The sequence below is a fragment of the Maricaulis sp. genome, from assembly GCF_039978735.1.
GTDB lineage: Bacteria > Pseudomonadota > Alphaproteobacteria > Caulobacterales > Maricaulaceae > Maricaulis.
This window is the reverse complement of sequence record NZ_JBDWAS010000007.1, coordinates 109,362-133,558: the sequence shown is the minus strand read 5'-3', so window position 1 is coordinate 133,558 and position 24,197 is coordinate 109,362. Positions and strand designations below refer to the sequence as shown.

Below are 24,197 nucleotides of genomic sequence, written 5' to 3'. Positions count from 1 at the left end.
CGGCCGGCGGAGGGTTCCGCCGGCCGTTTGTCACTTGTCGAACAGGCAGGAGCCTATTCGGTGTCGCCCATGCCTTCGGGGACCGGGAAGCCGCGGTCGCGCATCAGGGCGGCCGGGTCGGCGTCGCGGCCGCGGAACTGGCGGTAGGCGTCGGCCGGGTCGATGGCGTTGCGCGGGGCAAAGAGATAGTCGACCAGACGGCCGGCCACTTCCGGATCATAGTAACCGCCCGGAGCGTCCTCGAAGGCCTCGGCAGCGTCGGAGGTCAGCACATCGGCCCACATATAGCCGTAATAGCCGGCCGAATAGCCTTCACCGGAGAAGACGTGACCGAAGTGCGGCGAACGGTGACGCATGACGATCTCGTCGGGCATGCCCAGCTCGGCCAGGGTCTCGCGCTCGAACGTGTCCGGATCGCCGATCTCTTCCGGCGGCGTGGTGTGATAGACCATGTCCATCAGCGCCGAGGCCAGATACTCGCCGGTCGAGAAGCCCTGGTTGAAATTGGCCGCCGCGCGGATGCGCTCGATCAGCTCCTGCGGGATCGGCTCGCCGGTCTCCACATGCACCAGATAATTCTCGATCACCGGATCGGTCATCAGCCAGCGCTCGAGCAGCTGCGACTGGAATTCGGTGTAGTCGCGCACACCGCCATTGAGCGTCGGATAGGCGACGTTCGAGGACAGGTAGTGCAGGGCGTGGCCGAATTCGTGGAAGAAGGTCGTCGCATCGTCCCAGGACACCAGGACAGGCTGGCCCGGGGCCGGTTCGATGAAGTTGGAATTGTTGGTGGCGAGCACGTTTTCCTCGCCATCGAACGTGGTGTGCGAGCGGAAGGAATTCGCCCACGCGCCCGAACGCTTGCCCTGGCGGGCATAGGGGTCGAGATACCACAGGCCGATATTCTCGCCGCTCTCGCGGTCGGTCACTTCCCACACGCGCACGGTGGGATGCCAGACCGAGACCTCGCCTTCCGGCAGGGCCCGGAATTCGAAGCCGAACAGTTCGCCGGCGACGTAGAACATGCCTTCGCGCAGATTATCCAGCTGCAGGTATTGCTTCACCTCGTCGCTGTCGAGCTCGTAGCGGGCCTGACGGACCTTCTCCGCATAATAGCGATAGTCCCAGGGCTGGATGGTGATGTCGTCGCCACGCTCGTCGGCCAGGGCCTGCATGTCTGCGACTTCTTCCTCGATGCGGCCGACAGCGGCCTGCCAGACCGGAACCATCAGGCCCATGGCGTTCTCCGGATTGCCCGCCATGCGGTCTTCCAGACGCCACTGGGCGTAATTGTCATAGCCCAGAAGCTCGACGCGCTCGTCGCGCAGTTCGAGGATCTCCATGATGATGGCGTTGTTGTCGTACTCGCCGCCATTGTCACCGCGGCTGTAATAATTCCGCCAGACCTGTTCGCGCAGATCGCGCTCGTCGGAGAAGGTCAGGAAGGGATCCATCGAGGAGCGCGTATTGGTGATCGCGTACTCGCCTTCGCGGCCGCGGGTGGTTGCGGCAGCAGCAGCGGCATCGATGAAGCCCTGCGGCAGACCCGACAGCTGATCGGCGCTGAGATAGGTGACGTAGTTTTCCTCGTCGTGCAGCACGTTGTTGGAGAAGGCCGTGTGCAGTTCGGCCAGGCGCTGGTTGATCGCGGCATAGCGCTCGGCGGCCTCACCTTCCAGCGTGGCACCATTGCGGGCGAAACCGTCATAGGTCAGCTGCACGACACGCTGCTGGTCCGGACGCAGGGTCGCCATTTCCTCGCCTTCATAGACGGCGCGGACGCGGGCGAACAATTCCTGGTTCTGCGTGATCTGCGAGGAGAAGGCCGACAGGCGCGGTGCCATCTCGGCCTGGATCGCGCGGAATTCCGGCGAGGACATGTTGGACGACCAGATGCCCCAGTAGGAGAAGACGCGGCCGAGCGCGTCACCGGACCGCTCCATCGCCACGATCGTGTTCTCGAAGGTCGCCGGTTCCGGATTGGCCGTGATGGCATCGATCTCGGCGAGGTTCTGCGCCATGCCCGCCTCGAGCGCCGGGACCAGATCGTCCAGGCTCGCCGACTGGAAATCCGGCACGCCGCCATAGGGGCCGGTCCATTCCGCCAGGAGCGGATTGTCGGCCGCAGCCGTTTCGGTTTCCGCAGCCGTGTTGGCGGCGGTTTCCGGCTGGGCCTGCTCGCTTGTCACGGTCTCGTTTTCAGTGTCGGCACCCTGCGGCGCGCAGGCGGCAACGAAAATTGCCGCCGCGCTGGCCGTGAGCATGAGAATCTTGCGCATGTCTGGTCTCCCCAAGAAGAAATTCAGCCGGCAGCCTAACGGGTGCGCGCCTTTCGTAAAAATGAAGAATTCACCATCTTGCATCGCTGCCGCAGCCTTGGTGATCGGCAAAACGTGCTGCCTGCGCTGTCAGCATCCCTGTGCAACTTAACCGGACGTAAAGCGTTTCGCCGCTGTCTCGCCCTATTCGGTCACCACATTCGGCGGGACCGCAGATCTGAACGGAGATGCCCATGCGTGCCCTGTTGACGATTGCCGCCAGTCTCGCCCTCGGCGTGGCCGGCCCGGCTCTGGCCCAGGATCCCGAATACGGACAGCCGAGCCAGTATTCCGAACCCGTCGACACCTATTCCCAGGACGAGCTCGTCGATGCCGTATCCGACTTTTTCGGTGTCACCGCCGAAGCTGCGGCCAGCGTGCTCGAGCGCGTCTTTTCCGATCTGGGCCGGCCGGTCGGCTATGTCGCCGGCGAGGAAGTCGCCGGTGCGGTCGGTGTGGGCCTGCGCTATGGCGAAGGCTATCTCACCATGAAGAACGGCGTGCGCGAAAAGGTCTACTGGCGCGGCCCGTCGATCGGTTTCGACACTGGCGGCAATGCCAGCCGGGTTTTCGTGCTGGTCTATAATCTGGACGATCCCGACCGCCTCTTCCAGCGCTATCCCGGCGTGGAGGGCTCGGCCTATCTGATCGCCGGCATGGGCGTGAACTATCAGCGCGCCGACGATGTCACCCTCGCTCCGATCCGTTCGGGTGTCGGCCTGCGCGCCGGTGCGAATGTGGGCTATCTGGCCTATTCGCGCCGCCGGGCCTGGCTGCCCTTCTAGGGAGCGCCGGCACGATGCAGATCCGCAGCTGCGACCCCGGCGATCACGCCGGGGTCGATGCCGTTCTGAAAGCGGCCTTCCCGACGCCCGCCGAAGCCCAGCTCGTTGTCACCCTGCGCGCGGCCGATGCCGACACGCTGGAACTCGTCGCCGAGGATCATGAACGGGTCGTGGGCACGGTGATGTTTTCGCCGGTCACGGCGATCGCCGCGAACGGCTCCCAGGCCTATGGCGTCGGCCTGGTGCCCGTGGCGGTGACGCCGGAACACCAGAAGCGCGGCATCGGCGAGGCACTGATCAATGCCGGGCTGGATTATCTGCGCACGCTGGGCGTGCCCTGGTGTGTCGTGCTGGGCGACCCGGCCTATTACAGCCGCTTCGGTTTCGCGCCCGCGGCGCAAATGGATTGGTACTGGAGCGGGGATCCCGAAGGCGAGTACGCCGACGCTTTCCAGCGCCTCGCCCTGGGCGACCGCCCGGCCGATCCCGCCGCCGGGCCCTGCCGGGTCCACTATCATCCGGCTTTCGAGACGGTGTGAGACGGATCAGTCCGGAGCGCGGTGGGCGTAGCTGAGAACACGCGACAGCACCCAGTCTCCGTCGTCGCCGAGCAGCCAGAGATTGGCAAAGTCCGCCTGTCCGCTCAGGGTCTCGCTGCCATCGTCATGCAGGATCGTGAAAGTGTGCGCTCCGAACTGGATCACGCCGTAAAGCTCGCCGCCGGACCGCAGCGGCTCGATCCGCATGCTGCCGGGAACCAGATCGCGGCGCAAAGGTTCCTCGCGACTGCAGATATTCCGTTCGACATTGCCCAGGAAGGCCTCGCGGCTGTGGGTGGCACCGCCCTGGTCGTGGTAGAATTCCAGATCCTCTGCGACCAGTGCGGCCGCCGCGTCGAGATCGCAATCGTTGAACACCACTTCGAACAACTGCCGGTCCAGATCGGCGAACAGGGTCTCGAGCTCCGGCTCGGACCGGCTTTCGGCCAGCGCCGCGGACGTCGTCAACGCCAGACACAGAACCGGGGCAACAACTCGGTGGAACATGGATGGTTTTCCCTTCTTGGCTGCCGTGAGCAGGCGCCCCTTCCACCGTGCCGGCAAGCGGGAATGCATCAGCCGGCATCCCGCTTTCGAGGCGTTAATGCTCCCCGGCGCACATGCCGTGATCGGACAGGGTCTGGATCACCCGGCATTCGTCGACCACACCGTGCGAGCAGCGCTCCACCATACGCTCAAGCTCGCGCCTGACGGCTTCCAGCCCGGCAATGCGGCGCTCGACCTCGGCCAGCTGCTTGCGGGCAATGCCGTCGGCCTCCTCGCAGGGCCGGTCCGGCCGGGCGGAGAGATCCTGCAGCGCGCGCAGATCGTCCAGGCCGAAGCCCAGATCGCGGCCATGGCGGATGAAGCGCAATTGTTCCAGATGATCCTCGCCATACCGCCGCTGCCCGCCCGGCGAGCGCGGCGGTGCGTCGAGCATGCCGATGGACTCGTAGTAACGAATGGTCGGGACTTTCACACCCGAGAGCGTGGCCAGACGGCCGATGGAAAGATCTGTCATTTTCGCCTTGAACCTCTAGTCGCTATAGGAATTAGGGTTCGAATCGACAGGTGACAAGTCAGGAGACGCCCATGTCGGCGGGATGCTGCCACAATGAGGAATTCGACGGCACGTCACGCGCGTTCCGCCGCGCGTTGTGGATCGTGATTGCGATCAATGCCGGCATGTTCGCCGTCGAGATGCTCGCCGGTGCCGCCGCCCGCTCGCAGGCGCTGAAGGCCGACGCGCTGGATTTTATCGGCGATGCCGCGACCTATGGCCTGTCGCTCTGGGTGATCGGCAAGCCACTGATCTGGCGGGCGAATGCCGCACTGGTGAAGGCGGGCAGCCTGTTCGTGATGGGCGGCTTTATCCTGGCGCTGGCGATCTACCGCGCCGTCTTCGAGACGGAACCGGACGCCACCGTGATGGGCTCGATCGCCATTCTCGCCCTGGCCGCCAATCTGGCCAGCGTCGTGATCCTGATGCGCTGGCGCGAGGGTGACGCCAATGTCCGGTCGGTCTGGCTGTGCTCGCGCAATGATGCGATCGGCAATATCGCCGTGTTCGGTTCGGCCGGCCTGGTCGCCTTCACCGGCACGCACTGGCCCGACGTGATTGTCGCGGCCGGCATGGCCGGGCTGTTCGTCTGGTCGGCGATGCAGATCCTGTCCCGGGCGCTGGCGGAACGGCGCCACGCGACGGCTCACGCGGCCCCCGGCGAATAGCGCCCGCCGCGTGAGTCTTCTGTGGTCGCATTTTCGGACCGCGAAACCGGTTCCCGTTTTCGCTGGAAATGCTTTAGTGATCGCTGGTCGAGAAAACCGAACCCATCAGATCGTCGCGGTCATGGTGACGATGATCCCGGCGGTGCCCGTGATCGCGGCGTCCATGGCGGTCGCGGTCACGCCAGTGCTCCGGGCGGCAGTCATTGCAGTCCGAGGCGATCCGTTCGCGCACGAGGGACAGGCGTTCTGACAGGTCGTGGAACCGGTCCTGCCCGTCATGCCACATCGCCGCGGAGTCCTGGCAGGCAGCTTCAGCAAAGCGGTTCTCTTCCAGGCAGCGATTATAGGTTCGGCAGGAGGCGGTGGCGAAACGGTAGGACGCGTCGAGATCGGTCTCGAATGCGGCGATGATTTCCTGGGTCTCGGTATCGGCCATGTCGGAACGGCGCCCCGGCTCGGCACGGATCGCCTCGCGATAGCCATGCACCTCCTCCAGCATCGCCAGGCGCTGTTCCGCCAGCGTGTCGACCTCGCACATGGCAATGGCGGGGCTGACCGTGTCGATCGGCCGGAAGTGATCGGGCGGCGGCGGGATATAGGGCGCCGACGGGCCGTGATGTCCGGAATAGCCGTGACCACAGGCCGAAAGGGCCGTGGCCGCGAGGAGCAGGACTGCCGCCTTTTTCATTGCACTTTTCCTCTCGTCAGTTCGCATGGCCGGCCTCAGCGCCGGGTGCCGCTGCCGCCCTGGGCGGTGCGGGTGCCGTCGAGTGCGGCCTGGTAGCAGCCGGGCTGGTCGAGCTGCTGGCCGTTGGCACGGCGCATTTCGTCGACCCGCCTCTGCCAGGCCAGATAGAAGCGATCGCCATTGCGCTCGGCCTCACGCAGCAGCTGGTCGGATATCCGCGACCAGCGCTCGGCGGGAGCTTCGGACCGGCCGGCGAAGCGCCGCAGGGCAATCGCCCGGTCATGGCCGAGATCGGCCGCGCGGCGCAGATAGCTGTCGGCGCGTTCAGGGCTTTCAACGATGCCGCACAGCCGGTAGCTGCCCTGCACCGTGCCGGTGCCGTAGATCAGGGCGAGGTTGAAGTTGGCGCCGCCATGACCGCGCTCGGCGGCCTCCTCCAGCCATTCCAGCGCCGTATCGATATTCTGTTCCAGCCCCAGCCCGGTCGCGAACATGATGCCGACCAGGTTCTGGGCGTCGGTGTCGCGTGCGGTCAGCGCGGCATGGCAGGCGAGCGTCACCGTCTGGGCCGGTGTCAGCGCGCCGGTCTGGTCGAAGCCCATATCGCCCTGGAAGTCGCGCACTGAACGGCGGGTCATCGGACCGTAGGTGCCGTCGATCACGCCATTGTAATAGCCCAGCGCCGACAGGGCCCGCTGGCGCAGGTCGAGATCGACGATATCGCCGGAATCCTCGGTTGCGCTGAAGCCGTAGGCGATGCGTTCCAGACTGCGCTGGCTGGTCGGGCAGGAGCGTTCGAGGATGGCGGCCTGGAGACGGCGGTGCGCGACCAGGGACGCCTGGGCGCCGCCGACGGACGATCCCACCAGCAGAGCCTCGTCCCAAGCCTCGCGGGCACGTTCGATCTGGCCGACGGCCTGATAGGCATCACCCACGCGAAGCCAGCAGCGGGCAATATCGGCATCCTCGATCTCCGGACCGCGTACGCCGCAGATCTGCCGGCCAGGCCGGAAGCCGAAGCCCGGCCCGCCATAGCGATAGCGCGGCGTGCCTGCCACGACCCCGGTGCCCGTCACGCTTGACGAGAGCGGCAGGCCCGTGGGGCCGGTCTCGCCATAGGGATAGGCCGGGCTTTCTGTGTAGGGCGTACCCGTCGAATAGGACGTACTGCCCGCATCGGGATGGTCGGTATAGCCCGAGCTGTAGGGACTGCCCGGCGTCCGGTCCGGCGGACCGGCCGTCACACGGGTCGGGCCGCTGTAATGGCGGCCCCGATCACGGCCGAAGGGCCACCAGCTGCGGCCTTCGTCGGAACAATACTGGGTCGCACAATAGCCGGCCCGATAGGCCCGCGAATGGGTAAAGCCGAGAATGGCCACAAGCCCGATGACGACAAGGAGTGTCGCCGCCGACTGGGCCAGCAGGGCCGTCACTCTTTCAAGCATTCGGTCCGCCTCTCCGAGGCCCCCACTGCCTCTGCTGCTAGCAAGATTTCATTAACCATACTAGCGGCTGTAGCGTTCCGCGACCATACGCCCGAGGCGCGAATTTTTGTTTTTCTGATCTCCCGGCACAAGAAAACGCCGCTTTCCCCTATTTGGAGAAAGCGGCGTAAAACTTTCTCGTAAAACGGGGGTTCGGGCCGGTCAGCCGCGCAATGTCCCGCCGGACGCCTTCTCGACCTTGGAGACAATCGCGGCCGCAACGGCGTCGATCTCTTCATCGGTCAGCGTTTTCTCGCGCGGCTGCAGGGTGACCTCGAGAGCCAGCGAGACCTGGCCGTCCGGCACACCCTTGCCGTCATAGACGTCGAACACGGTCACGTCAGCGATCAGGGCCTTGTCCGCGCCCTTTGCCGCCCGGATCAGTGTGTCCGCCGGGACATCCTTGCCGACGAGGAAGGCGAAGTCGCGATGCACCGGCAGAAGCTCGGCGCGGTCCAGCTGGCCGCGCGCCTTCAGGCCGGAAGCCTTCTTGGGCTGCGGGATGTTGTCGAGCACGATCTCGAAGGCGAGCACGCGTCCGTCGATATCGAGCGCCTTGAGGATGCCGGGATGGATTTCGCCGAACTCGGCCAGCACATTCTTCGGCCCCAGACGCAGCACGCCGGACCGGCCCGGATGCCACCATTCCCGCGCCTCGGCCGCGACCTGGAGGCTGTCGGCCGGGGCACCGGCGGCGGCCAGCGCGGCCAGCGCATCGGCCTTGGCATCGAACACGTCGGGCAGGCGGGTCCCGGCCCAGTGACGGCCGGTCTCGACACGCCGCACACCGGTCGCCACGAGACGCTGCCCGTCCGGCTTGTCGGTAAGATAGACCGGCCCCACCTCGAACAGGCGCGGATCGGCCTGGCCGCGATCGGCATTGGCCTGCAGCGCGGTGAGCAGGTGGATCAGCGCCGTCGGACGCATCACGTCCAGCTCGGAAGAGATCGGGTTTTCCAGCGCCAGGCCTTCGCCATGGCCGCCGAACAGGGCCGCCTGCTTCGTCTCGCAGAAGGACCAGGTGACGGTTTCAGAATAGCCGCGAACTGCGAGGGCCCGGCGGGCATAGCGGGCGCGCAGCTGCATGACGGTCGCCGGCGCTTCACGGCGCACGGGCGGGCGCGGCAGGGAGAGCGCGTCCAGCTTGTCGAAACCGTGGATGCGCGCGACTTCCTCGACGAGGTCGGCCTTCTGGGTGCAGTCCATGCGCCAGGAGGGCACGCCCACCGTCAGCACATCGCCCCCACCCTTGGGCGCAAAGCCGAGCGCTTCGAGAATGCGCACGATTTCCTCGCGCGGCAGGTCGAGCCCGGTCAGGCGCTTCACCTCGGCCAGCGGGAATTCGATATCGGCCGGCGGCGCTGGCGTCTCACCGACGACAATCGTCTCGGACGCCTCGCCGCCGCAGTATTTCAGCACCAGTTCGGTGGCCTGCTCGATACCGGCCTGCGGCGAGGCCGGATCGACGCCGCGCTCGAAACGGTATTTCGCGTCCGAGTCGATGCCCGTCGCCTTGCCCGTCGCGCGGGTCGTCTGCGGATCGAACCAGGCGCTTTCGATGAAGACATCGGTGGTCTCTTCGGACACGCCCGAATAGGTGCCGCCGATGACACCGCCGAAACCGAGGCAGCGCGCATCGTCGGCGATGACACACTGGTCTTCGCCCGGCACATATTCCTTGTTGTCCAGCGCCTCGAACCGGTCGGCCGCGCCCTTGCCGCGGCGCGCCCGGATCGGGCCGTCCAGCTTGGCCATGTCGTAGACATGGAGCGGCCGGCAACGGTCGTAGGAGATCATGTTGGTAATATCGGCCAGGAAGTTGATCGGACGCAGGCCGATCGCCTTCAGCGCCTTTTTCAGCCAGTCCGGGCTCTCGCCATTCTTCACACCGCGGATCACGCGGCCGGCATAGACCGGGCAGACTTCCGGCCAGTCGAGCTCGACCGTCACCGGGCAGGGGAAGCTGCCGGGGATGTTGTCGATGTCATGGGCTTTCAGCGTGCCGATGCCGGTGGCAGCGAGATCGCGGGCAATGCCGCGCACGCCCAGCCAGTCCGGCCGGTTCGGCGTCACTTCGAAATCGATAACCGGGTCGGCCATGCCCAGCGCCACCACGGCCGGCGTGCCGACCTCGAAAGGCTCGGGCAGGTCGATGATGCCGTCATGATCCTCGCCCAGCTCCAGCTCGCGGGCCGAACACATCATGCCATGGCTTTCCACGCCGCGGATCTTGCGCGGCTTCTTGTCCAGCGCGAAGTCGAGGCCCGGAATGTACGCCCCAAGCGGCGCATAGACGGCATACATGCCGGTGCGGGCATTCGGCGCGCCACAGACGATCTGCTTCTCGCCGTCCTTCGTCGCCACACGGCAGACCCGCAGCTTGTCGGCATCGGGGTGCTGCACCGCCTCGATGACATGGCAGACCGAGAAATCCGCAAATTTTTCCAGCGGATTGTCGATCTCCTCGATCTCCAGCCCGGCCATGGTCATGGCCTCGGCGATCTCCTCCAGGGAGGCGTCGGTCTCGAGATGGTATTTCAGCCAGGAAAGCGGGAATTTCATTGTTCGGGCTCCTCCGTGTCAGGCACGGATCCGAGAGTTTGGAAAACATCGTCCTGCTGCGCCTCGCAACGGCGTGCGGGCACAGGACGGGCATTGGACGTCCGGGTGGTCCAGCAACGGTCGAAGACCGAGCAGTAGCAGGCCTCGACCTGCCAGAGCTCCCACTCGGTCAGCAGCGCGTTGACGGCAGGGCCTTCCAGCGAGGCGCGCGGCCACTGGATCATGATCGGCTCGACCTCGCCGCCGGGCGCAAGCGTGCGGCCGACCAGGGTGGCCCAGGAACGGTCCTGGTCAGCCGGCAGAACCGCCATCAGCTCCGCAAATCCCTGCACTTCCACGCCATCGCGGCGCAGGGTGACACTCTCGATCATCGCCGGGCCGACACCGTTATTATAGACGCGCAGACCGATCGAGCGGGTTTCCGGCCGCGTGACCATGAAACCGTCGATCTGCAGCACCGGCACCACGGCGCCGTGCTGCTGCGCCCGCATCACCCGCCCCTGGTCCCAGGCGACAAACAGCGCCGCGATGCCCACGAGCATCGCGCCGACCGCCGTCAGCGTCTGGTGGTTATGGGAGAGCCAGCGCCACATGTCAGGACTGCGCCCTGCCGTCCGCCACCAAATACTCGTCCGGCTCCATGAAAGCGAGGGAGTCTGTTTGTGGATCGCTCACGACCAGATCGAAAGCCTGGCAAAAATCCCGCGCATCGTTGATGCACTTTTTTGCGTGATCCATCGCGCTTGGCAGAGAACAACTCGCGAGCAATGGACGGTCGAAGTCCGCGTCTTCCTCTTGGATGAAGCAGAAGTCCCAGAGCATATCTTCTTCAGGCGTTTCCATCAGCGCCTGTTGCGCAGCGTGGAAAGTGTAGCCGCGTGCTGCAAACCACGCCCGGACCTTCTCCTGGTCGAGTTTTGAAGTTCTGTCCCGAGCACCGAAATAGAGGTCGTAGCTCACTCCAAGCTCCCTAGCTCAGGCCCGTCGCCAGATTGGCCTGCAGCAGCGGGGTGAAGCCGTAATGGTTCAGCCAGCGCTTGTCGGAATTGAAGAAGTCGCGCAGGTCCGGCGCGCCATATTTCAGCATGGCGAGACGGTCGACGCCCATGCCCCAGGCGAAGCCCTGGAACTCGTCCGGGTCGAGGCCGCAATTGCGGATCACATTCGGATGGACCATGCCGCAGCCGAGGATCTCCATCCATTTGTCGCCCGAGCCCACTTTCACCGCATCGCCGACGCGCTCATAGCGCACATCCATCTCGGCGCTCGGCTCGGTGAAGGGGAAGTGGTGCGGACGGAAGCGGGCTTCCACCTGGTCGGTCTCGAAGAAGGCGGCGATAAAGTCCAGCAGCGTGCCCTTGAGGTGACCCATATTCGCCTCGCGATCGATCACCAGGCCTTCGACCTGGTGGAACATCGGCGTGTGGGTCTGGTCCCAGTCGCAGCGATAGACGCGGCCCGGCACGATGATGCGGATCGGCGTCTTGCCCTTCAGCATGGTGCGGATCTGCACCGGCGAGGTGTGGGTGCGCAGCACCTTGCGCTCGCCGTTCTCGTCCGGCTGCATGAAGAAAGTGTCCTGGGTGTCGCGCGCCGGGTGGCCGGGCGGGAAGTTCAGGGCAGTGAAATTGTGGAAGTCGTCCTCGACATCCGGCCCTTCGGCGACCTCGAAGCCCATATCCGCGAAGATCACGGCCAGTTCTTCCATCACCTGGGTGATCGGGTGCAGAGAGCCTTGCGGTTCCGGGCGCACAGGCAAAGTGATGTCGACCGTTTCCGAGGCCAGCGCAGCGTCCAGCGCCCTGGCTTCCAGATCGGCCTTGCGCGCTTCCAGGGCGTCGTTGAGGCGGTTCTTGAGACCGTTGAGCGCGGGACCCATCACCTGACGCTCTTCCGGGCTCATCCTGCCCAACTCGCGCATCATCAGCGAAACCGAGCCCTTCTTGCCCAGGGCGGACACGCGCACGGCGTCCAGCGCCGCCTCGTCGGTCGCGCCATCGATCTGGCTGCGGACCTCGGCTTCCAGCGTGTCGAGATTGGATGTGTCGGTCATGGCGTTCTCAGTCCCTCGCGGTCGAGGTGGGTTTAGCGGCTGTATTATGCAGTGTCGACAGGGAGTGGCGGCACTAGTCTCTCTTGCGCGGCTCAGCCGCGCGCCCCTCACCCTTGATCCCTCTCCCCGGCGGGGGAGAGGGGGAGCGTGACAGGGCTGTTATTGCCTTCTCCCCGACCGGGGAGAAGGTGGGCGGAGCCCGGATGAGGGGCAGCCCGAAGGGCCAAACGAAAAAGGCCCGCCGGCGATGCGCTGGCGGGCCTTTTCAATCGGATCGGTGTGACCGGGTTCAGCCCAGCGCAGCGCGCGCCTGATCGACGAGCGCCTTGAAGGCTTCCGGTTCGCGGATCGCGATGTCGGACAGGACCTTGCGGTCGACCTCGATGCCGGCCTTGTTCAGACCGTTCATGAAGACCGAATAGGTCATGCCGTGCTCGCGGGCACCGGCATTGATGCGCTGGATCCAGAGACCGCGGAAATTGCGCTTCTTGGCACGGCGGTCGCGATAGGCGTACTGGCCAGCCTTCTCCACAGCCTGCACGGCGGCGCGGAAGGTGTTCTTGCGGCGGCCGTAATAGCCCTTGGCCGCTTTGATGACTTTCTTGTGGCGCTTGGCGGTCGCCGGTCCGGACGTAACTCGAGACATGGGTGTGCTCCTAACTCAGCTGCCGCGGCTTACAGGCCGTTCGGGATGTATTTTTTCACGATCCGCGCGTCCTGGGGCGACAGGGTCGTCTGGCCGCGCTTGTTGCGGATCTGCTTGGGAGTCCGCTTGATCATGCCGTGGCGCTTGCCGGCCTGGCCGGCCTTCACCTTGCCCGTGGCAGTGAGCTTGAAGCGCTTTTTGGCGCCGCTCTTCGTCTTCATCTTCGACATTTTCATCTCCTTTGCAGGACCGCCGGAGCGGTCTTGTGGATGTTGCAGCCAGCGGGCATGTCGAACGGGCCCGTCAGGCTGGAGTTGGAAGCGGGGTCTTATACGCGGAAACGGCGCTATTGCAAGGGCGCAGCTGACTCCGCCTCAGGCGTGCGGCTCGTGCTCGCACAGGCCGCAATCGCGGCGGTGGACATGGCCGGCCCGGGCCCGGGCGCGCCAGTTCACCAGGTGAGCCCCGGCCAGCACGGTCACACCGGTCAGGGTCAGCACGGTCTCGGCCAGCGAGCCGAAGACATGCGAGGCGCCGATCGCCATCAGCACGAGACCGAACAGGCCCGCCGCGAAGATCCGCCAGCCGGCCTCCACCGACTTCATGCCCCAGCCCAGCGCTACCAGCGAGACCGGTGCCGCCAGCGCCAGCATCACGATGTGCCAGTCATGGCTGAGGCCGAACAGCGAGCCCAGCTCCGGCGAGAGCAGGGGGGCAGCCGAGGCAGCCGTCGGGACGAGCAGGCAGTGCAGGATGCACAGCGCCGACAGGCCGACGCCGGTCGCGTCGAGGGATCTATGCCTGTTGGCGGTCATTTTCATCAAACACCTGCGGGTCGGGCTCACATACGATGATATAGTGTAACACCCGCCACAACGGAAGAGCGAATCCTGCATATGAGATGTGCAGGTCACTCATAAGACATACGAAGGGGCGACCCAGGTGGGCCGCCCCGTGGCAATTCAGTCACCTGAAGCGCGCCTAGTTTTCCTGGAAGCCAAGCTCGGAAATGCCGAGGCGTGCCGGCTGGCTTTCGCCCGACCAGTAGGTGCCGACCCAGATGTCGTAGACACCGGCCTCGGGGTTTTCGAAATGGACACCCGGATTGAGGCTGCCCGCCCCGTCATCGTCGCAGATCCAGCGGCCGGACGGATCGTTGATCACCAGCGTCGTGTCGGCATCGGCCAGGACCGAGATGAACAGGTCCAGCGCGCCCGGCTCGAAACTCAGCTCGACATCGGGAGCTTCGGTGACATAGCCGCGGCAGAACGGGTCCGCCGCTTCGCCGGCATCGAGCGGACCGCCCGCGACGAGGTCGACCGTGTAGGGGTCGGGCGAGAAGCCGCCCTCCAGGCTGACCGAGCCGTAATTGGCCTCGAGAGAGACATCGAGCGAAGCACCGCCGCCGACGAATTCATCGCCGAAGCCGAGTTCGGAAATGTGCAGCGTCGCCGGCTCGGGCGTGCCCTCGCTGTAGGTGCCGACCCAGATGTCGTAGCGGCCATCCTGCGGATTGTCGAAACGGATGCCTGGATTAAGGCTGCCCGCGCTGTCGTCATCGCACCACCAGGTCCCGTCCGGCGCATTGACGACCAGGGTCGCATCGCCATCCGAAGTGGCGGATATGTAGAGGTCCAGATTGTCGGCGTCATAAGTGATGTCGAAGTCCGGCGCCGTCGTGGCATAGCCGCGACAATTCTGCCCGACAGCCTCGTTCACATCGACATCGCCGCCGGCCATCAGGTTGACCGTGTAGGGATCGGGCGTGAAGCCGGAGACCAGTTCGGCCGAGCCGTAATTGGACGGCAGCGAGTAGTCGAGTTCGGCCGGGGTATCGATATTCCCCAGGAAGCCGAGTTCCGACACATAGATCGTGGCCGGCACGTCCGGACCGCGCGAGAAACGGCCGGCCCAGACCGCATAGCGTCCGGCCGCCGGATCCACGATGCGCAGACCCGGATTGAGATTCTCGGCCGTGTCGTCGTCACACAGCCAGTTGCCGTTCGGGTCCTGGACGAGCAGCGTGGTGTCGCTATCCGCCTCCATCGACAGATAAAGGTCGAAATCCCCGCGGCCGGTATAGTTCACCCAGAGGTCCGGCGCGGAATTCACGTGCCCGCGGCACATCGGCGAGGTCCCGCGGTCGGCGCTGATTTCACCGCCTGCCGTCACCCGCACCGTGCGCGGGTCGTCGGCAAAGCCGGCGCGCAGGTCGAGCGTGCCGGATTCCGGCGCCAGATTGGGGTTCGGCGCGCGCGAATAGGCATTCGCCGACGAGAAACCGACCTCGGAAATGTGCAGCATGGCCGGCTCGTATCCGACGCCCGGGCTCAGCGTGCCGACCCAGACCTGGTAGTCGCCCGACTGCGGATTGTCGAAGCGCAGGCCCGGATTGAGACCGATCCCCTCGCCATCATCATTGCAGTGCCAGCTGCCATCCGGCGCGCGGACCAGGAGGGTCGCATCGACATCGGACGCGGCCGACACGAAGAGATCATAGCTGCCGGCGTCGTAGTCGAAGGCGTAGGACGCCTGCGGCGTGATATAGCCCGAACAGAAATCGGAGGCATTGCCGGCATAGATCGCTCCGCCGGCGCGGACGCCGACCGATGCCGGATCGGGTTCGAAGCCCGAGGACAGGCGCACCGAGCCATAGGCCGGCGGCAGCGCCGGATCCTGGGCCTGGGCGGCACCGCCCGCGATCAGCGCCACGAGCGCCACACCGGCCAGAAGCTTGCTGTTCATGTCATTCCCCCTGTCTGTCGGACTGTTCGACCGTATCCGGCGCAAAGGCCCCTGCGGAGCGCCGCGCGAATACGGCCATGAGTTTCAAGTGATTTCATCACAAATCCCAGCCGCTGAATATCGCCTGAACAGGGTAGCCCGCAATCCGCCCGACATGCGGCATCTTCGCGGCGCGCCCGATGCGACGGATTGCCCGGTGCCGCGAACCCGCTTATCTCTCCCGCGCGTGCTGACACCGTCTCTCGACATCTTCCGCCACCAGCCCTACCGCCACTACTGGGCGATGCGGCAATCGATCTCCGCTGCGCGGCAGATGCAGGCGGTCGCGATCGGCTGGCAGGTCTATGACGTGGCACGCGAGACCCGCTCGATCGAGGAAAGCGCGCTGATGCTGGGCTTTGTCGGTCTTGCCCAGTTCGCACCGGTTTTCCTGCTGTCGCTTGTCGGCGGACAGGCGGCCGACCGGCTCGACCGGCGCCTGATACTCATCGTGACGAATGTGGTCCGCGTGATCTGCGCCCTGGCGCTGGCGGCGAGCCCGTTCTTCTCCGGTCCGGTGCAGCTGTGGATCGTGTTCACGGCGGCGATCATTCTGGGCTGCATGCACGCCTTCTCGCCCGCAGCGGCAAGTGCGCTCCTGCCCCGCATCGTGCCGCGGGCCGATCTGCGCCAGGCGATCGCCTGGAACTCGCTGGGCTTCCAGGGCGCGGCAATCGGCGGTCCGGCCCTGGGCGGGCTGCTCTATATCGCGGGTCCGGAAGCGGTCTATCTGACCAGCGCTGCCCTGCTGGTCTTCGCCACCCTGGCCATCGCCACCGCACGTACGCCGGCGCACGAGAAGGTGCACGGCCAGTCCGGCTGGCGCATGGCGCTCGAGGGGCTGCGTTATGTGCGGCACAACAAGGTCGTGCTGGGGGCCATCTCGCTGGATCTCGTGGTCGTGCTGTTCGGCGGCGTGACGGCGCTGTTGCCGGTCTTCGCGCGCGACGTGCTGCATACCGACACGGTGGGGCTGGGCCTGTTGCGCACGGCGCCGGCCATCGGGGCGGCGGTCATCGCCTTCATGCTGGCGACACGGCCGCTGACCCGCCATATCGGCGCCTGGATGCTCGGCGCCATCGCCGTCTATGGCGTGGCGATGCTGGGCTTTGCCCTGTCCAAGATCCTGCTCCTGTCGCTGATCGCCCTGGCGGTGACCGGCGCCGCCGACATGATCTCGGTCTTCATCCGCCAGTCGATCATCCAGCTGGCAACCCCGACCGCGATGCGCGGCCGCGTTTCCTCGGTGGAGTTCATCTTCATTTCCGCCTCGAACGAGCTGGGCGAATTCGAATCCGGCGTCGCCGCGCGTTTCCTCGGCCCGGTCGGCGCCGTCCTGCTGGGCGGCGTCATGGCGCTGGTCACAGCCGCCGCCTGGTTCCGCCTCTTCCCGCAACTGGCGAAGACCGACGCGCTGGACGAGGTTGAGGAAGAAGCCATGCCGGCGCCTGGTGCGGACAATCAGGGCCGCCCGGCCGCGCCGTAACGTGCGCTAGGGCAAGGCTGCGTCGGTGAACAGGTTTGGAAAAAGGCGTTCGCGATAGGCCAGCGGGAAGGCAAGACGAACCGGCGTCTTCGGCGACGGCGACGTCAGGAAACCCTGGCTGACCAGCTGGTTCAGGGTCTTGCGTGCGGTCACGCCCGAGGTTTTCAGCACCGTGGCGGCCTCGCCCCGCTCCAGCACGCCATAGCGCAGAACAGCAGAGACGAGATCCGGAGCCCGCTTGTCCTCGCTGACATCGGCGACGAGTCGCCTGTAGCGCGCTTCCAGGCCGGCGAGATCGAACAAGCGGCCGGAAAACGCGATCTGGTCGAGTGCGACCTTGAAGAACCAGCGGCAGAATTCATGAAGCGCCGCTTCGGACAGATTGCCCCGCCCATCATGATCACTCCGGCGGGGGGCGTCGGCCAGGTCCATCATGCGCATGTATTCACCGCGGCCTTCGAGCCCGCGAGCCAGGCCGCGGGATATCGACCAGAGACCGCCAGCGCCAAGGCCGGCACGCAACGCCATGGCATGCGACATCAGCCGGCTCACCCGTCCGTTTCCGTCCGGAAACGGGTGAATATAGTTGAGGCGATGATGGGCAGCGGGAATGGCAATGATGCGGCCGCTGGCCGACATCTCGACCGAGCGGTAGCGCATGTCGAAATGTTCGAGAAAGCGGACCACATGCTTTCCGGACGGCGGACGGTGCCGGCCGACCGAGACCTCACCATCGCCCTCGGCACGGAAAGCGCCGGGACGGATCTCCTCTTTCCGGCCATCCAGATGTTCCACAAACCTGAATTCGGGGGGCATGTTGTTGTAGAATTCGCGATGCACCCAGGACAGGAATTCCGGTGATGTCGGCCTGTCGAGTGTGCCCTCCCGGAACCGCTGGTCGATCAGACGCTGGACGACGACATGGGCCCGTGCCTCAAGCGCCAGCGGCCGCGCCGCCTCATCGATCTCGGCCCCCATCAGGGCCAGTTCGATGTCCCGGGGGCGTGTATTGTGCCCTTCGATCAGATTGGAATAGTAGCAGTTCATCACCCGGACGAGGTCTGCCAGTTCTGCAGCACTGTCCGGATGCAGCCCGACCCCCAGCCCCTGCGCCGCGGCGCGCAACTCGACAGCCAGATCCGCCAGGTCCGCAGGGACCCTGTCATCAAAGAGGCACGGCTCGATCCGATTGGGTGTCTCGATCAATTTTGTCGATCTTTCGATATTGAACTATCCTTGTAGCACAATGAGAAAGACGAGTCGTGCGGGAAAAATTGTCGATCTTGGCTTTCGATCTTGTGGCGGCACTTCGCGGCCATCCGGCCACGAAAAACGGCGCCCCGAAAGGCGCCGTCTTGCAAAGCCGTCAGAGGGCAGGCGACGCGATCAGCGCGGCGCCATCACCATGACCATCAGGCGGCCTTCGAGCTTCGGCTCGAACTCGACCTTGGCCACTTCGGCAAAATCCAGCTTGACGCGGTTCATGATATCCATGCCGCGATCCTGGTGGGCCATCTCGCGGCCGCGGAAGCGCAGCGTGACCTTCACCTTGTCGCCAGCCTCGAAGAAGCGGTGCATCGCCTTGGTTTTCACCTGGTAGTCGTGCACATCGATGTTCGGACGCATCTTGATCTCTTTGATCTCGACGATCTTCTGCTTCTTCTTCGCCTCGGCCTTCTTCTTCTGTTCCTGGTATTTCAGCTTGCCGTAGTCGACGATCTTGCACACGGGCGGATCGGCATTGGGAGACACCTCGACAAGGTCGAGTCCCGCTTCCTCAGCGGCTTCCAGAGCAGCTTCAACAGGCATGATGCCCTGTTTTTCGCCGTGTTCGTCGATCAAGAGAACCCGCGGAACGCGGATATCCCTGTTGGTGCGCGGCCCTTCCTTTTTGGGCGGTTGCGCGGCGTGCGGTCTACGGGCTATGGCCTCTTCTCCCTTGTGGCCCACGTACTGAAACTTAGTAATCTCCCGGCGGCAGGACCGGATCAAGCCCAAAGTGGGCATAACAGGCGCCTGTCCGGACGGGAGCGGCGCACTATGGTCAAATGATCACATTTGGCAAGCACGGCGCACTGTCGGAAACCCCGGCTGGCCGGAATAGTTCCCCGGAACGGCGGCGCGCGAGACGCGCATATGGGGAGCATCAGCCCAGATTCAACCGGTCAGGCGGCTTCCGGCTCGCGATCGAACCCGCCGGCAAAACGCATCGCGGCAACCGCCTCCTCCGGCGTCACCTGGGCCAGCGTGGGCGCATGCATGAGGATGACGGGGCTCGGACCGCGCGGCGCGATCAACGCCGGATCGCCCACATCGCCATAAAGCGCCAGAGCGGGCGGCCCGGACGCCACGAGCAGATGCAGAAGCGGCGTGTCCTCGCTGAACACGAAGCGCGCGTGACGGGCAAGCCCGGCAAGCTGGGCCAGCTTGGCCTTGCCGGTCAGATCGCGCGCGCCCGGCGTGACGTGGGCCACGTAGCGGCCGACTTCGCGGGTATCCGGTCCGCCGATCAGAGCCGGCGTCACCCCGGACTGCAGCAGTTCGTGTGCCAAGGCTGCCCAGCGTTCCTGCGGCCAGCGCAGCGCCGGCTTCACCGTATCGCCCGACGGCGCCAGCAGGGCGAAACGCCCGTTGAGGCCGAAATATTCCGGGTCGAGCATGCGGGACTGCTTGGCGAGATAGTCGACCCAGCTGGTATCCGGCGGCGGCGCGGCTCCGAGCGGGAAGTGTTCCGGTGCCAGGCCCAGCGCCGCATTGAGACGGCCGGCGACGGCGTCAACCGGGTGCTCGCCTGTGCGCGGGTCTGCCGCGATCTCGGTCCAGCGGCATTTGGAAAAGCGGAAGAGGCGTTTCAGCTTGCGGCTGTCGGCATCGCCCACAAGATCGTAGACGCGGACCGGCTTGTTCAGCTTGATCCGCTTGTCGCGCAAGCCGGCCATCGGCCGTGCATCCGGCAGCGCGTCCGTCTCGATCAGGTTGAAATAGGGGCAGTGCTTGAGAAAGCTCTCGAAGTCCGGCTTTGTCAGCAGGATGATGCGGTCGCGCTTGTGCACGTCGCGCAGCAGCCGGGCTGCCGCCAGCATCCGGACGGTCGAGGCCAGATCGCCCCAGTGCAGGATATAGGTGATGTCGCGCTGCGGTTCGCTCATGACGGTGAGTTTAGGACCTCGTGATAGACGCGCAAAGTCGAAGCTTGCAGGCTGACGGTAGAAAATTCCGCAATGACATGCGCCCGGGCCCGTTGTCCCACCGCTTCACGGTCTTCCGGGGCCAGCGCAAGCGCGCCGGCGACAGCTGCCGCGAGCGCCGCGGGATCGCCCGGCGACACACGCCAGCCGGTTTCACCATGCAGCACCACTTCGCGGGCGCCGCCATGATCGGCCGCGATCACCGGCTTCAGCATCGCCCCCGCCTCGGCCGCGGTCCGGCCAAACGCCTCGGGTTCATTGGACGGGGTCAGCACCAGATCGCAGAGCGCCATCGCGGCCGGCATGTCGCTGCAATGCCCGACGATGGAAACCCGCTCGGCAACATGCTCCGATGCGGCCAGAGCCTGCAGCTCCTCGACATAGGTCTGGCGCCCCTGGGCGTCGCCTGCCAGCACCAGGCGCGGCGTTTCCACTTCCGGATCGTCCTGCAGGCGCCCCAACGCCCGTATCGCCTCGCGCTGTCCCTTCCAGCCCGTCAGGCGGGCCGGCAGGAGCAGGAGCGGGCTCTGATCCTGCGGGTCCAGCGCCCAGGCCAGCCGCAGGGCGGCGAGCCGGTCTTCCCCGACCGCTTCCGGATCGAAGCGCACCAGGTCGACACCGCGCGGGATCACACGCACACGCGACGTCGCGAACGGGTGTTCGTTGGCAATGTGGTCGCGGATGAATTCCGAATTCGCGATCACGCGCTCGCCCCGCGCCATGACGGAGTTGTACCGCCGTTTCAACGCCGAACGGGCATTGTAGGTGCCGTGATAGGTGGTGACGAAATGGGCGTCGGTGCGGTCGCAGGCCCATTTCGCGCTCCAGGCCGGTGCGCGCGAGCGGGCGTGGACGATATCGACGGTCTCGCTGCGGATCGTCGCCACGAGCCTGTGCATGTTGCGCCAGAGGTCTAGCGGATTCTTCGAGGCCGCCGGCATGCGAATGAGTTCTCCGCCCAACGCCGCCAGCTCGTCCTCCAGCCGCCCGCCGGCCGAAGCGACCAGCGCGCGGCCGCCCTCGGCGATCACCGCTTCGGCGATCTCGAGCGTCGTCCGCTCGGCGCCGCCGGCATCGAGTTCGGGAATAACCTGGAGAACGATCATGGGAGCGGGAAACCGGGCCGGACCTGAATTCCCCCTCTTCTTTCACACCTTGGCCCCGAAAACAAACACCGGGGGCCTCGCCGGCGACGATTGCGGCGCCCCGGCAGCTGTTGCAGCTCTACCGGAAGTTTGTTAGGCCATTCGGGCAAGGCAGGCTTCCGACGGCCAACGGCTGCGGTGTGGCTAGCCTGAGCGGTGGGTGCAGCGTGATCCTTCCGGTCCGGTCTGTGACCGGGAGCCACGCACACAAGAATGACAAACGCGCCTGCGGGTGCGGCCGGGGAGACCAGATCCCCCAGCCCCCGTAACCGCCGAAACCGATCAAGACGATAATTCGCCCGCCGTGTGTCTGCACGCGGCCGGTATGCGTGCGGGCGAAAACGCTCAAACAGGGACGCTGGAAAGCTGCGGGCGAGCTGTGCCTGCAGTCCGGCGCAGATGTGAATGACTGACGGCACGCTGGTTCAGGATTTCGGGACGGATCCCATCGCCACCCGGGAAACGGACCACTACCAGAAGGAATATATCGAGGGCTTTGTCGACAAGTGGGACGAGCTCATCGACTGGGACGCCCGCGCGGAAAGCGAGGGGCGCTTCTTCATCGACATTCTGAAGGCCCGCGACAAGAAAAAGGTCCTCGATGCCGCGGCCGGGACGGGTTTTCACTCGATCCAGCTGCTCAAGGCCGGCTTCGATGTGACCACCGTCGACGGCAGCGCGGAAATGCTGGGCAAGGCCTTTGAAAACGGCCGCCGGCGCAATCTGGTTCTCAACACAGTGCACGCCGACTGGCGCTGGCTGAACAAGGATGTCCACGGCAAGTTCGACGCCATCATCTGCCTGGGCAACTCCTTCACCCACCTGTTCGACGAGCACGATCGCCGCCGCGCCCTGGCGGAGTTCTACGCGGCCCTGAAATGGGACGGCATCCTGATCATCGACCAGCGCAATTACGACTCGATCCTGGACGGCGATTTCTCGACCAAGCACAAATATTATTATTGCGGCGACCAGGTCGTGGCCGAGCCGGAACACGTCGATGACGGGCTGGCACGCTTCCGCTACGCCTTCCCGGACGGTGCAGTCTACCACCTCAACATGTTCCCGCTGCGCAAGGCTTATACGCGCAAGCTTCTGACCGATGTCGGGTTCAAGAAGGTGAAGACCTACGGCGATTTCCAGGAGACCTATCAGGAAAACGATCCGGACTTTTTCGTCCACGTTGCGGAGAAACTGGCAGATGAGCAGTAAGTCACAGGCCGTCCTGGAGGCGGAAACCTATTATGACAGCGCGCCGGCCGATGCCTTCTACCGCGCTGTGTGGGGCGGCGAGGACATCCATGTCGGGATGTATGCGACACCGGACGAGGATATCGCCCGGGCCAGCCGCCGCACCGTAACCACGATGGCCGACCGCCTGAAAACGATCGGGCCGGACAGCAGGGTGATCGATCTGGGCGCCGGCTTCGGCGGCTCGGCGCGCTATCTCGCCGACCGGTTCGGCTGTCACGTCACCTGCCTCAACCTGTCGGAGACCCAGAACGCCTTCAACCGGGAGCTGACGGCCAAGGCCGGCATGAACGACAAGATCGATGTGGTCTACGGCTCTTTCGAGGCGCTCGACGATCCGGACGACAGCTATGACATCGTCTGGTCGCAGGATTCCTTCCTGCATTCGGGCGAGCGGCTGAAGGTGATGGACGAGATTGCCCGCATCACCCGTCCGGGCGGCGAGCTGATCTTCACCGACCCGATGCAGGCGGACGATTGTCCCGACGGCGTGCTGGACCACATCCTGCGCCGTATCCACCTGCAGACCTTCGGCTCGGTCGCCTTCTACCGGCACGCGCTGGAGAAACGCGGCTTCGAAGCGCTCGATCTCGACGAGACGCCGATGAATCTGCGCACGCACTACAACCGGGTGCGCGAGGTTCTGCTGGACCGCCGCGAGGAGCTCACCCGCCTGTCCGGCGCCGACTATGTCGATGGCATGATCGACGGGCTTAAACACTGGGTCGACGGCGCCGACAAGGGGTATCTCAACTGGGGCATCCTGCACTTCGCCAAGGCCTGACAGCCTTGTAACGCGCAAGCCGATAGACGCCGCCGCGCGCACGCCCTAGCGTGGCGGCGTCTGTCGTCGCAGGATATTCCCATGTTGTCGCGTCTGGTCCTGAGCCCCCTCCTTCTCGCCCTGTGCACCATGCCGGCATCGGCCCAGAACGACGTGCGCCACGCAGAACGCATGCGCTACCAGTCCTGTATCGCGATGAGCGGCGACGATCCGGCCGAAGCACTGGAGGAGGCCCAGATCTGGCGCATCGAGGGCGGCGGCTGGCCGGCGGAGGTGTGCGAGGCGCACGCCTATATCGCCCTCGGCGATTTCGACATCGCGGCCGGCATTCTTGAAGAACTGGCATCGCAACGGCGCGCCGGAATGGTCGATGCCGAACGGGTCGACTTCCTGACCCTGGCCGGCGAGACCCGCGCCCGCAATGGCAATGCAGACGCAGCCTTCGACAATTACGCGGCCGCTCTGGCCCTGGACCCGTTTTCCATCCTCACCCTGTCCGGCCGGGGACGCTTGTACCTGGCCGAGGAAAACTGGGGCGGTCTGGCGCGCGACGCCCAGAGCCTGGTCGATCTGGTGCCGGAGAGCGCCGAAGGCTGGTATCTGCGCGCCGCCTTCCACCTGAACACCGGCAATCTGGATGACGCAGCCTCCGACATCGAGGCGGCCCGCGAACGGGCTCCCGAACGTATCGAGATCCTGGTGCTGCGCGGACAGATCAATGAGGCACGCCGGCTGGCTGCCAGCGGCGGCTGATTT

At 65.4% G+C, this 24,197-nt stretch carries 24 protein-coding genes; 7 read left to right on the top strand and 17 right to left on the bottom strand.

Translation table 11 applies throughout. The features are described 5' to 3' along the window. Nucleotides 1-53: 53 nt before the first annotated feature. Nucleotides 54-2,279 (bottom strand): M3 family metallopeptidase, encoded by a 2,226-nt coding sequence (locus tag ABJO18_RS02520; RefSeq protein ID WP_348509629.1) that lies wholly within the window; start codon nucleotides 2,277-2,279, stop codon nucleotides 54-56. 233 nt (nucleotides 2,280-2,512) lie between these two features. Here ABJO18_RS02520 and ABJO18_RS02515 point away from each other — a divergent pair, with 233 nt between their 5' ends. Together ABJO18_RS02515 and ABJO18_RS02510 are read left to right on the top strand one after the other, a co-directional pair. Then, nucleotides 2,513-3,103, top strand: a complete 591-nt coding sequence (locus ABJO18_RS02515; RefSeq protein WP_348509628.1) for a DUF1134 domain-containing protein — start codon at nucleotides 2,513-2,515, stop codon at nucleotides 3,101-3,103. A 14-nt stretch (nucleotides 3,104-3,117) separates the two neighbouring features. Further along, nucleotides 3,118-3,642, top strand: coding sequence for an N-acetyltransferase (locus ABJO18_RS02510; protein WP_348509627.1), 525 nt, complete (start codon nucleotides 3,118-3,120; stop codon nucleotides 3,640-3,642). A 6-nt stretch (nucleotides 3,643-3,648) separates the two neighbouring features. Here the strand turns inward: ABJO18_RS02510 and ABJO18_RS02505 are convergent, their stop codons facing one another. Both ABJO18_RS02505 and ABJO18_RS02500 read right to left on the bottom strand, forming a co-directional pair. Further along, a complete protein-coding gene (locus ABJO18_RS02505) occupies nucleotides 3,649-4,149 on the bottom strand; it encodes a DUF4440 domain-containing protein (protein ID WP_348509626.1) in 501 nt (166 codons plus the stop codon). Nucleotides 4,150-4,243: 94 nt separating this feature from the next. Then, nucleotides 4,244-4,663, bottom strand: a complete 420-nt coding sequence (locus ABJO18_RS02500) for a helix-turn-helix domain-containing protein (protein ID WP_348509625.1) — start codon at nucleotides 4,661-4,663, stop codon at nucleotides 4,244-4,246. Between the two features lie 71 nt (nucleotides 4,664-4,734). On the opposite strand from ABJO18_RS02500, the gene ABJO18_RS02495 reads away from it, so the two are divergent. Further along, nucleotides 4,735-5,370: a cation transporter gene (locus ABJO18_RS02495; protein WP_348509624.1), complete on the top strand. Its 636-nt coding sequence runs from the start codon at nucleotides 4,735-4,737 to the stop codon at nucleotides 5,368-5,370. 73 nt (nucleotides 5,371-5,443) lie between these two features. Here ABJO18_RS02495 and ABJO18_RS02490 read toward each other — a convergent pair whose 3' ends face one another. The 10 genes from ABJO18_RS02490 to ABJO18_RS02445 all read right to left on the bottom strand — a co-directional run bounded on the left by ABJO18_RS02490 (nucleotide 5,444) and on the right by ABJO18_RS02445 (nucleotide 15,548). Then, nucleotides 5,444-6,058, bottom strand: coding sequence for a hypothetical protein (locus ABJO18_RS02490; protein WP_348509623.1), 615 nt, complete (start codon nucleotides 6,056-6,058; stop codon nucleotides 5,444-5,446). Nucleotides 6,059-6,093: 35 nt separating this feature from the next. Then, nucleotides 6,094-7,503, bottom strand: coding sequence for a peptidoglycan-binding protein (locus ABJO18_RS02485; RefSeq protein ID WP_348509622.1), 1,410 nt, complete (start codon nucleotides 7,501-7,503; stop codon nucleotides 6,094-6,096). Nucleotides 7,504-7,704: 201 nt separating this feature from the next. Continuing rightward, nucleotides 7,705-10,104 carry a phenylalanine--tRNA ligase subunit beta gene (gene pheT / locus ABJO18_RS02480; protein ID WP_348509621.1) on the bottom strand — a complete coding sequence of 800 codons (2,400 nt, stop codon included), beginning with the start codon at nucleotides 10,102-10,104 and terminating at the stop codon, nucleotides 7,705-7,707. Beyond that, on the bottom strand, nucleotides 10,101-10,697 hold the full coding sequence (locus ABJO18_RS02475) for a hypothetical protein (RefSeq protein ID WP_348509620.1): 597 nt from the start codon (nucleotides 10,695-10,697) through the stop codon (nucleotides 10,101-10,103). Before ABJO18_RS02475 ends, pheT begins: the two co-directional genes overlap by 4 nt. Nucleotide 10,698: 1 nt before the next feature. Continuing rightward, nucleotides 10,699-11,064, bottom strand: coding sequence for a hypothetical protein (locus ABJO18_RS02470; protein WP_348509619.1), 366 nt, complete (start codon nucleotides 11,062-11,064; stop codon nucleotides 10,699-10,701). Between the two features lie 10 nt (nucleotides 11,065-11,074). After that, nucleotides 11,075-12,157: a phenylalanine--tRNA ligase subunit alpha gene (gene pheS / locus ABJO18_RS02465; protein ID WP_348509618.1), complete on the bottom strand. Its 1,083-nt coding sequence runs from the start codon at nucleotides 12,155-12,157 to the stop codon at nucleotides 11,075-11,077. Nucleotides 12,158-12,446: 289 nt separating this feature from the next. Further along, nucleotides 12,447-12,803 (bottom strand): 50S ribosomal protein L20, encoded by a 357-nt coding sequence (gene rplT / locus ABJO18_RS02460; RefSeq protein WP_271187543.1) that lies wholly within the window; start codon nucleotides 12,801-12,803, stop codon nucleotides 12,447-12,449. 29 nt (nucleotides 12,804-12,832) lie between these two features. Then, nucleotides 12,833-13,033 (bottom strand): 50S ribosomal protein L35, encoded by a 201-nt coding sequence (rpmI, locus tag ABJO18_RS02455; protein WP_271187542.1) that lies wholly within the window; start codon nucleotides 13,031-13,033, stop codon nucleotides 12,833-12,835. 144 nt (nucleotides 13,034-13,177) lie between these two features. Continuing rightward, nucleotides 13,178-13,618: a MerC domain-containing protein gene (locus ABJO18_RS02450; RefSeq protein WP_348509617.1), complete on the bottom strand. Its 441-nt coding sequence runs from the start codon at nucleotides 13,616-13,618 to the stop codon at nucleotides 13,178-13,180. Between the two features lie 166 nt (nucleotides 13,619-13,784). After that, nucleotides 13,785-15,548 carry a hypothetical protein gene (locus ABJO18_RS02445; RefSeq protein WP_348509616.1) on the bottom strand — a complete coding sequence of 588 codons (1,764 nt, stop codon included), beginning with the start codon at nucleotides 15,546-15,548 and terminating at the stop codon, nucleotides 13,785-13,787. A gap of 196 nt (nucleotides 15,549-15,744) precedes the next feature. Here ABJO18_RS02445 and ABJO18_RS02440 point away from each other — a divergent pair, with 196 nt between their 5' ends. Continuing rightward, complete coding sequence (locus tag ABJO18_RS02440; protein ID WP_348515717.1) at nucleotides 15,745-17,073, top strand: MFS transporter; 1,329 nt, start codon at nucleotides 15,745-15,747, stop codon at nucleotides 17,071-17,073. 6 nt (nucleotides 17,074-17,079) lie between these two features. On the opposite strand, the gene ABJO18_RS02435 is transcribed toward ABJO18_RS02440, so the two are convergent. The 4 genes from ABJO18_RS02435 to ABJO18_RS02420 form a co-directional block, all read right to left on the bottom strand. Continuing rightward, nucleotides 17,080-18,279 (bottom strand): Fic family protein, encoded by a 1,200-nt coding sequence (locus ABJO18_RS02435; protein ID WP_348508953.1) that lies wholly within the window; start codon nucleotides 18,277-18,279, stop codon nucleotides 17,080-17,082. Between the two features lie 180 nt (nucleotides 18,280-18,459). Then, entirely contained in the window at nucleotides 18,460-19,080 is a 621-nt protein-coding gene (infC, locus tag ABJO18_RS02430) for a translation initiation factor IF-3 (protein ID WP_348515716.1), read from the bottom strand. 158 nt (nucleotides 19,081-19,238) lie between these two features. Continuing rightward, nucleotides 19,239-20,222, bottom strand: a complete 984-nt coding sequence (locus ABJO18_RS02425; protein WP_348508954.1) for a glycosyltransferase family 9 protein — start codon at nucleotides 20,220-20,222, stop codon at nucleotides 19,239-19,241. Further along, nucleotides 20,219-21,367, bottom strand: coding sequence for a glycosyltransferase family 4 protein (locus ABJO18_RS02420; RefSeq protein ID WP_348508955.1), 1,149 nt, complete (start codon nucleotides 21,365-21,367; stop codon nucleotides 20,219-20,221). Before ABJO18_RS02420 ends, ABJO18_RS02425 begins: the two co-directional genes overlap by 4 nt. 444 nt (nucleotides 21,368-21,811) lie before the next feature. On the opposite strand from ABJO18_RS02420, the gene ABJO18_RS02415 reads away from it, so the two are divergent. From ABJO18_RS02415 to ABJO18_RS02405, 3 genes are all read left to right on the top strand, one after another. Continuing rightward, nucleotides 21,812-22,618 carry a class I SAM-dependent methyltransferase gene (locus tag ABJO18_RS02415; protein WP_348508956.1) on the top strand — a complete coding sequence of 269 codons (807 nt, stop codon included), beginning with the start codon at nucleotides 21,812-21,814 and terminating at the stop codon, nucleotides 22,616-22,618. Continuing rightward, nucleotides 22,608-23,441: a methyltransferase domain-containing protein gene (locus ABJO18_RS02410; RefSeq protein ID WP_348508957.1), complete on the top strand. Its 834-nt coding sequence runs from the start codon at nucleotides 22,608-22,610 to the stop codon at nucleotides 23,439-23,441. The genes ABJO18_RS02415 and ABJO18_RS02410 overlap by 11 nt, the downstream gene beginning before the upstream one ends. An 81-nt stretch (nucleotides 23,442-23,522) precedes the next feature. Then, the gene (locus tag ABJO18_RS02405) at nucleotides 23,523-24,194 is read left to right on the top strand and encodes a hypothetical protein (protein WP_348508958.1); all 672 of its coding nucleotides are present in this window, start codon (nucleotides 23,523-23,525) and stop codon (nucleotides 24,192-24,194) included. Nucleotides 24,195-24,197 lie beyond the last annotated feature (3 nt).